The following is a 6,914-nucleotide window of genomic DNA, read 5'->3' as shown; positions in this document are numbered from 1 at the left end:
GCTCGGTGGCTTCCTCGTCAAAACCGTTGACCGTGGAAGGCGACACCGCCCACACCTTGCCCGATGCCGCGTCCGTCACCGAAATCACCTCGGAGCCGAAACTCACCTCAGCCGCACCAGGCAGCTGCTTGTCCCCGCCCAGGCGCATGTTGGCCGGCGACACCTGGTTCAGCGTTGAACCGGCCTCGTCATCCACAAACACGTCCCCGGCATCCTGGAGGATGTCGAAGGTGGTGGACGCCGGAGTCACAGCACCGTCCAGGACCCGGGACGGATAGTTCAGCCGGCCCACCGCATTCTTGGACTTGGACACCACCCAAACGCCGCCGTCATTCAGCTCCACCTCAGTGGTCTTGAATCCGGGATAGACCACCGCCCCAACCACCAGCACGGCGAGAGCCAACCCGAGAACGGTGCCGCTGAAAAGACGCGATTGTAGGAGCGGACGGCGAGGCGCCAGCGTGGTTGAGGCGCTTTTTGCGCGCGCTCGTCCGCGAAAATCCATGGAACGGTTCCCCCAGGTAGATCCCGGCAACGGCCGGGCTTCCGGCGTTCACAGCCGGGCACAACAAATATAACCGAATAAACCAACAAGTGGATAAATACGCCGCTTAGTCCAGGACGAGGCCCTTGCCGAGCCCGCGGGTGAGGCGCACCGGCCGGATTTCGCCGAAACCGCGGACGTTCTCGGGTGGCTGCGGCACCATCACAAACCGTTCGTCGTGCTCCAGGGCGGAGGCAGTCATTGAGTCCACGAGCACCGTGCCCGGGTCCGCCAGCGTGGTCAGCCGGGCCGCCAGGTTCACAGTGGGCCCGTAAATATCGCCGAGCCGGGACAGGATCCGGCCCCAGACCATCGCCACCCGGGCTTCCGGCAGGATCTCGTCCTCGGTAAAGGCCTGGGCCAGCGCCAAGGAGATTTCGGCGCCGGCCGCGGGCGTTTCCGCGATGTAAAGGACTTCGTCACCCACGGTCTTGACCAGGCGGCCACCGCCAATAGAGATGATTTCCGCGCACTTGTTTTCAAACCGCTGGACCAGCCGGGCCAGGGTCTTTTCGTTCATCCGGCGGGACAGGCTGGTGTAGGAAACCAGGTCCGCGAAGCCGACGGCACGTGCCAGGGGCAACGGGGCGTCGTCCTCGTCGCCTTCGCGGCCTTCTTCACTGGCCTGCAGGCCGGCTTCGGCGCGGACGGCGAGCCGCTGGACGCCGGCGTTGAGCTGGCGGCGCCAGGAGTAGACCAGCATTTCCTCCAGCGCATCCACCAGCGCCGGGAGCTCATTCACCAGGCGCTTGCGGGCAACGGCATCGCTGACGCCCTGTTCGTGCACCATGTCTTCCACCAAGGCCTCGATCTGCCAGACCACCATGCGGTCCGTCATTTGGCCGATGGAGCGGGTGACGGAGATGGCTGCTTCCTCCGTCAGCTTCCCTGAACGGACCAGGTCCACCACGTTGGAGAGTGCTGCCTGGTCACGCTCCGTGAAGGCAACATCCTCGTCGCCGAAGTTGGGAAACCCCAGGGCACGCCAAAGTTTGCGCGCCGACAGCAGGGACAGCCCCGCACCGGCGGCGACTTCACGACGGCGGAGCTTGCGTTCCCCGCCCAGCAGGCGGGCTTCCAGGGCTTTCATGGCCAGCCTTTCGGCGGACATGGTGCCGGTGGCCGGGTGGGCGTCAGCGGCAGGAGTGGGCTCGATGGATTCGACACGTTCCTGCTGGTGCTCATCGTTCATCTGGTCCACCTTCTCTCATTTCCCACGGCAAAGCCCCGGCGGGGTAATCCGTCGTTAAGCCCGACTGGGCATCGTCCTCGTCCGGCAGGTCCTCGATGGCATCGAGGATGAAGTCCCGGAACCTGGCCACTTCCGGCACATCCCGGAAAGTAACCACTCCCTGGTGTCCGATTTCCAAGGATATATTCCCCGAACGGAAGAGGCGTTGCAGGACCGACTCATGGACAGTCAGATTTCGGACCGACGCCAGGTTCACCTGCTGGTCCTGCCGCTTCCACATACCGGACCTGGCCACCATCCTCCTGCTGGTCAGCGTATAGCGGGTCCCGTGCCACCGCAGGAGCCGGGGCAGGCAGAAGCCCAGCCACACCGAAGCAGCCGCGAGGATGCAGCCCGTCACGAGCCAAGGTGTCCAACGGCCGGAAAGAACGGGAACTGCCCGCCCGGCTTCGCCGCGGATCACCCAGGCCGATAAATAGGCCGCAATTGCCGGCGAGAAGATAAAGGCAGCCGCGGCACCTGCGAGTTTCCTCGGCTGCGGGCGGGTGGTGACAATCACCTGTTCGCCCGGGACGAGGCTTTTACGCATAACCGCCTTGGCCGGAGGCGTCCGGGGAGGTCCACGGCCTCAGGTGAACCACGTCCCCGGCGGTGACAACGTGCTCGCGGGAGTCGCGGTCCACCACCAGCAGAGACCCGTAGTCGTCGAGCCGGGACGCGTGGCCGATAATTTCGTGGTCCCCCGGAAGCTGGGCCCGCACCTGCTTGCCCAGGGTGACCATGGCCGCCTCAACCCGCTTGTGCAGTGAGGTGCCGCCTGCCATCCCTGCCGCCGGGTCGCCGTCGGCATTGCAGAAGCTGCGGTACAGGACAGCAAACTTCGAAAGGTAGCTTTTCAGGAGCAGGGTCCGGTCCACCGTGCTTGCGTCCTCCAGCATCACGGAGGTGGCGGTGGGGACAGGAAGGTCCGCTGCACCGAGGGTGACGTTCAGGCCGGTTCCCAGGATGACGGGCGGCACGGAACCGTCCACCATGGGACCAAGTTGCGCCAGGATGCCGGCGATCTTCCTGCCCCGCACCAACACGTCGTTGGGCCACTTCAGTTCGGCGGGGATACCGGCCGTTTCCAGGAGGGTTTCCCGCAGGGCCAGGGCGGCAACCAGGGACAACCAGGAATAGGTCTGCGTGGGCAGCGGCCGCCCCTCTGCGTTGGCGGGCCGCAGGACAACGGAAACGGAGATGGAGCTCAGCGGCGGCGCTTCCCAGTGCCGGTCCAGCCGGCCGCGCGCGGCCGTCTGATACTCGGCAGTGAGCACGGACAGGTCGGGCCAGGCAGCAGGCTCGACGGTGACGGAGCGAAGGAGGTCAGCGTTGGTGGACCCGGTGGAGTCCACTACCTCCAGCCGGGGGATGCCGGTGGCGGACAGGAAGTCCTGATCCGCCAGGTCCCTCCGGTTCAGGGGCGTACCGGGGGTATGTGCGTCGTCCATAGCTAAATCCTACCGAGCTAAATCCTCCCGGGACGTGCAGTGCTGCCGCCTACAGGAAGATGTCCGGAACGAGCCGGTCCTCCGGTGCTCCCAGGCTGTAGGGGCGGAAGTCCTGCACGCCGACTGCCGCAAGCACCTCTTCATCGGTGTAGAAGTTGCCGCTGGCGGCAGCGCCGGGGCGAAGATTGGCGCCGGTTAATACGGCGTGGGCGGCATCGGCCATGATTTGTGGCCCACGGGCGGCCTGGACCATGCGCTCGCCGCGGGGCATGTTGCGGATGGCTGCTGTGTCGATCAGGGTGCATGGCCACAGTGAGTTGACGCTGATACCGTCGCCCTTCAGCTCCTCGGCGAGCCCGAGGGTGGTCAGGCTCATCCCGTACTTCGCCATGGTGTAGGCCAAGTGCTTACCGGCCCAGTGCGGATCAAGGTTCAGGGGGGGTGAAAGCGTGAGGATGTGACCGCCTGCGGAGGCGCGCAGCGCCGGCAATGCAAGCTTGGACAGCAGGAACGTCCCGCGGACATTGATGTCCTGCATCAGGTCGTACTTTTTCATGTCCACGGCATCAGTGCCGGACAGGTCAATGGCCGAGGCGTTGTTTATAACGACGTCGACGCCCCCGAAGCGGTCCATGGCCGCGGAAACGGCTCCCGCCACGTCCTCGTCACGCCGGACGTCGCCAACCAACGGAAGTGCCTGGCCGCCGGCCGCCTCCACCTGTTCGGCAGCCGTGTAGACGGTGCCTTCAAGTTTCGGATGCGGCTCCCCGGTCTTGGCCAGCAGCACAATGTTGGCGCCGTCCCGGGCCGCCCTGGTGGCGATGGCCAGGCCGATACCGCGGCTTCCGCCGGAGATCAGGATGGTGCGGCCACGGAGGGTACCGGTGGGCTGGTAGGGGCTTGCAGGCGATCCCGAAGCGTCGTTGCTCAAAGTCATAAAAACCACTGTAACCCAGTTATGTTACTCGTGAGTAACATAGTGCGGCGGGTGTCGGCACGACAGAATATTGTAGGTTTTCTACAGCGGCCGGCGTCAGAAGCGTCACTAGACTAGCCAGCAGGGTTCGTTTTTTGTGTGGATGCTACTTAAATCCCGCATCAGACCTGCCACGAAGGACAGCGCCACAGGACCAATCTGCTACAGAGCCGGAGATATTTTGATGAGCCACGATCTGACAACGACAGCGGGAAAGATCGCCGATTTCCGCGACCGCCAGGCCCGTGCCGAACAGCCCTCCGGCCTCGAAGCGATTGAAAAGCAGCACGCCCGCGGCAAGAACACTGCCCGGGAACGCATAGCCCTCCTGCTGGATGAAGACTCATTCGTGGAATTCGATGCCTTGGCAGTGCACCGCTCCACTGCATTCGGCATGGAAAAGAAGAAGCCGCTGGGCGACGGCCTGGTCTCCGGGTACGGCACCGTGGACGGGCGCCCGGTAGCCGTCTACAGCCAGGACTTCTCCGTTTATGGCGGCTCCCTCAGCCAGGTCAACGGCGAAAAGATCGTCAAGGTGCAGGAGTTCGCGCTCCGCAACGGCTGCCCCGTGGTGGGCATCCTCGACGGCGGCGGAGCCCGCATCCAGGAGGGCGTGGCCTCGCTGGCCATGTTTGCCGATATCTTCCGCAACAACGTCCACGCCTCAGGGGTGGTGCCGCAGATCTCCCTGATCATGGGCCCCTCCGCCGGCGGTGCGGCCTACTCCCCCGCCCTCACCGACTACGTAGTGATGGTGGACAAAACCTCGCACATGTTCATCACCGGCCCGGACGTCATCAAGACCGTCACCGGCGAGGACGTGGACATGGAAACCCTGGGCGGCGCACGCCAGCACAACGCCACCACCGGCACCTCCACCTACCTTGCCTCGGACGAAGCCGACGCCATCGAATTCGTGCGTGAACTGCTCGACTTCCTGCCCTCCAACAACCTCTCCGAGGCACCCGTGCTGGACCACCAGCAGGAGCTGGAGGTCGACGACGACGACCTCGCCCTGGACACACTGATCCCGGATTCGGCGAACCAGCCCTACGACATGCGCAGCGTTGTTGAGCAGATCGTGGACGACGCCCACTTCCTGGAGATGCAGGCACTGTACGCGCCCAACGTGATGATCGGATACGGCCGGGTGGAGGGCCACACGGTGGGGATCGTGGCCAACCAGCCCCTGCAGTTCGCCGGCACACTGGACATCGCCGCCTCCGAAAAGGCCGCCCGCTTTGTCCGCCACTGCGACGCGTTCAACATCCCCATCATCACCCTGGTGGACGTTCCCGGGTTCCTGCCCGGCAAGGACCAGGAATTCCAGGGCATCATCCGCCGCGGCGCCAAGCTCCTGTATGCCTACGCCGAGGCCACCGTGCCCAAGCTCACCGTGATCACCCGCAAGGCCTACGGCGGCGCCTACATCGTGATGGGCTCCAAGAAGCTGGGCGCCGACCTCAACCTGGCGTGGCCCACCGCACAGATCGGCGTGATGGGCGCACAGGGAGCCGTTAACATCCTTTACCGCCGCGACCTCGCAGCCGTTGCCGAAGCCGGCGGAAACGTCGAAGCGCGGCGGGCCGAAGTGATCCGGCAGTACGAGGAAGAGCTCCTGAACCCGTACCAGGCAGCCGAACTGGGCTATGTCGACGCCGTCATCGCACCCTCCGAAACCAGGACCCAGATCATCAAGGGGCTGCGTGCGCTCCGCGACAAACGCGCCAGCCTTCCCACCAAGAAGCATGGGAACATCCCGCTGTGACCGTCCCCAGCGAGCCCGCCGAAAACAATTCGCCTGTTGCCCCCCTGCTGTCTGTTGTCAAAGGCCAGCCGACGGCCGAGGAACTGGCGGCACTGACCGCCGTCGTCCTTTCCCTGGGAGGCGGGGAGCCCGCACCCGCCGGCAAGCCGTCGGTGCGGCACTGGGTGCGCCGGCAGCAGCTCCGGCTGGCCCCCACGCCCGGGCCCGGGGCATGGAAGCGAAGCCGCGGCTGATCCCCGCCACTCCCCCAACCTCGGGCGGCGTGGGCCCAGCGGTCCCACATTCCGAAGCGTTAGTCTCGTGGTGTGACTACAGACACTGCTCCCGCCGCCCGCCCGAAAACCCGCATCGATGCCGTCGCGGATCATTACACGGACACGCTCATCCGGCTCAATCCGTCCTTCGCCACCACCCTCGGCGTGCCCGGACACGAGACCGAATACCAGGACTTCTCCCCCGCCGGCATCGCTGAGTTCGCGGAGGCTGCCCGGAAGGCCCTCACCGACCTTGAGGGACTCGAGCCCGAGGACGACGTCGACGCCGTCACCCTTGATGCCATGCAGGAGCGGCTGGGCCTGCAGCTGCTGATCCATGCCTCCGGCTGGGAGTACGCGGACCTGAACAACATCGCCTCCCCCGCCCAGGACATCCGTGCCATCTTCGATCTCATGCCCACGGAAACAGAGCAGGACTGGCGGCACATCGCCGGCCGCGCACTCAACGTTCCGGGAGCTATTGCCGGCTACATCAACTCCCTGCGGCAGGCGAGGGACGCCGGCCGGGTTTCCGCAGCGCGCCAGGTAAAAATAGTCATTGAGCAGACCACAAAGTACGCCGCGGAGGACGGCTTCTTCGCGAAGCTCGCGGCCGGAGCATCCACCGCCGCCGGGCCGCTGCCCGCCGCCGTTCAGGAAGAGCTCGACGCCGGGGCTGCCGCCTCCAGG

General features: G+C 65.4%; 8 protein-coding genes. 3 read left to right on the top strand and 5 right to left on the bottom strand.

Annotated elements, in window-relative coordinates; translation table 11 throughout:
• From AC5RV1_RS20975 to AC5RV1_RS20955, 5 genes are all read right to left on the bottom strand, one after another.
• Positions 1-505 (bottom strand): hypothetical protein (locus AC5RV1_RS20975; protein WP_493995897.1); only part of this gene is annotated, 505 nt, incomplete at its 3' end.
• 106 nt (positions 506-611) lie between these two features.
• Positions 612-1,736, bottom strand: a complete 1,125-nt coding sequence (locus AC5RV1_RS20970; RefSeq protein ID WP_493947366.1) for an adenylate/guanylate cyclase domain-containing protein — start codon at positions 1,734-1,736, stop codon at positions 612-614.
• Positions 1,726-2,325 carry a PH domain-containing protein gene (locus AC5RV1_RS20965; RefSeq protein ID WP_493995896.1) on the bottom strand — a complete coding sequence of 200 codons (600 nt, stop codon included), beginning with the start codon at positions 2,323-2,325 and terminating at the stop codon, positions 1,726-1,728. Before AC5RV1_RS20965 ends, AC5RV1_RS20970 begins: the two co-directional genes overlap by 11 nt.
• Complete coding sequence (locus tag AC5RV1_RS20960; RefSeq protein WP_493947368.1) at positions 2,318-3,226, bottom strand: biotin--[acetyl-CoA-carboxylase] ligase; 909 nt, start codon at positions 3,224-3,226, stop codon at positions 2,318-2,320. Before AC5RV1_RS20960 ends, AC5RV1_RS20965 begins: the two co-directional genes overlap by 8 nt.
• A 49-nt stretch (positions 3,227-3,275) precedes the next feature.
• A complete protein-coding gene (locus AC5RV1_RS20955; protein ID WP_493995895.1) occupies positions 3,276-4,163 on the bottom strand; it encodes an SDR family oxidoreductase in 888 nt (295 codons plus the stop codon).
• Positions 4,164-4,386: 223 nt separating this feature from the next.
• Between AC5RV1_RS20955 and AC5RV1_RS20950 the strand changes: the two genes are divergently transcribed.
• From AC5RV1_RS20950 to AC5RV1_RS20940, 3 genes are all read left to right on the top strand, one after another.
• Complete coding sequence (locus AC5RV1_RS20950) at positions 4,387-5,970, top strand: acyl-CoA carboxylase subunit beta (RefSeq protein WP_493995894.1); 1,584 nt, start codon at positions 4,387-4,389, stop codon at positions 5,968-5,970.
• Positions 5,967-6,203: an acyl-CoA carboxylase subunit epsilon gene (locus AC5RV1_RS20945; protein ID WP_493995893.1), complete on the top strand. Its 237-nt coding sequence runs from the start codon at positions 5,967-5,969 to the stop codon at positions 6,201-6,203. The genes AC5RV1_RS20950 and AC5RV1_RS20945 overlap by 4 nt, the downstream gene beginning before the upstream one ends.
• A 72-nt stretch (positions 6,204-6,275) precedes the next feature.
• Positions 6,276-6,914 (top strand): DUF885 family protein (locus AC5RV1_RS20940; RefSeq protein WP_493995892.1); only part of this gene is annotated, 639 nt, incomplete at its 3' end.

The sequence above is a fragment of the Arthrobacter sp. Hb9-2 genome (assembly GCF_059091165.1).
This window is presented reverse-complemented; position numbering and strand designations above follow the sequence as displayed.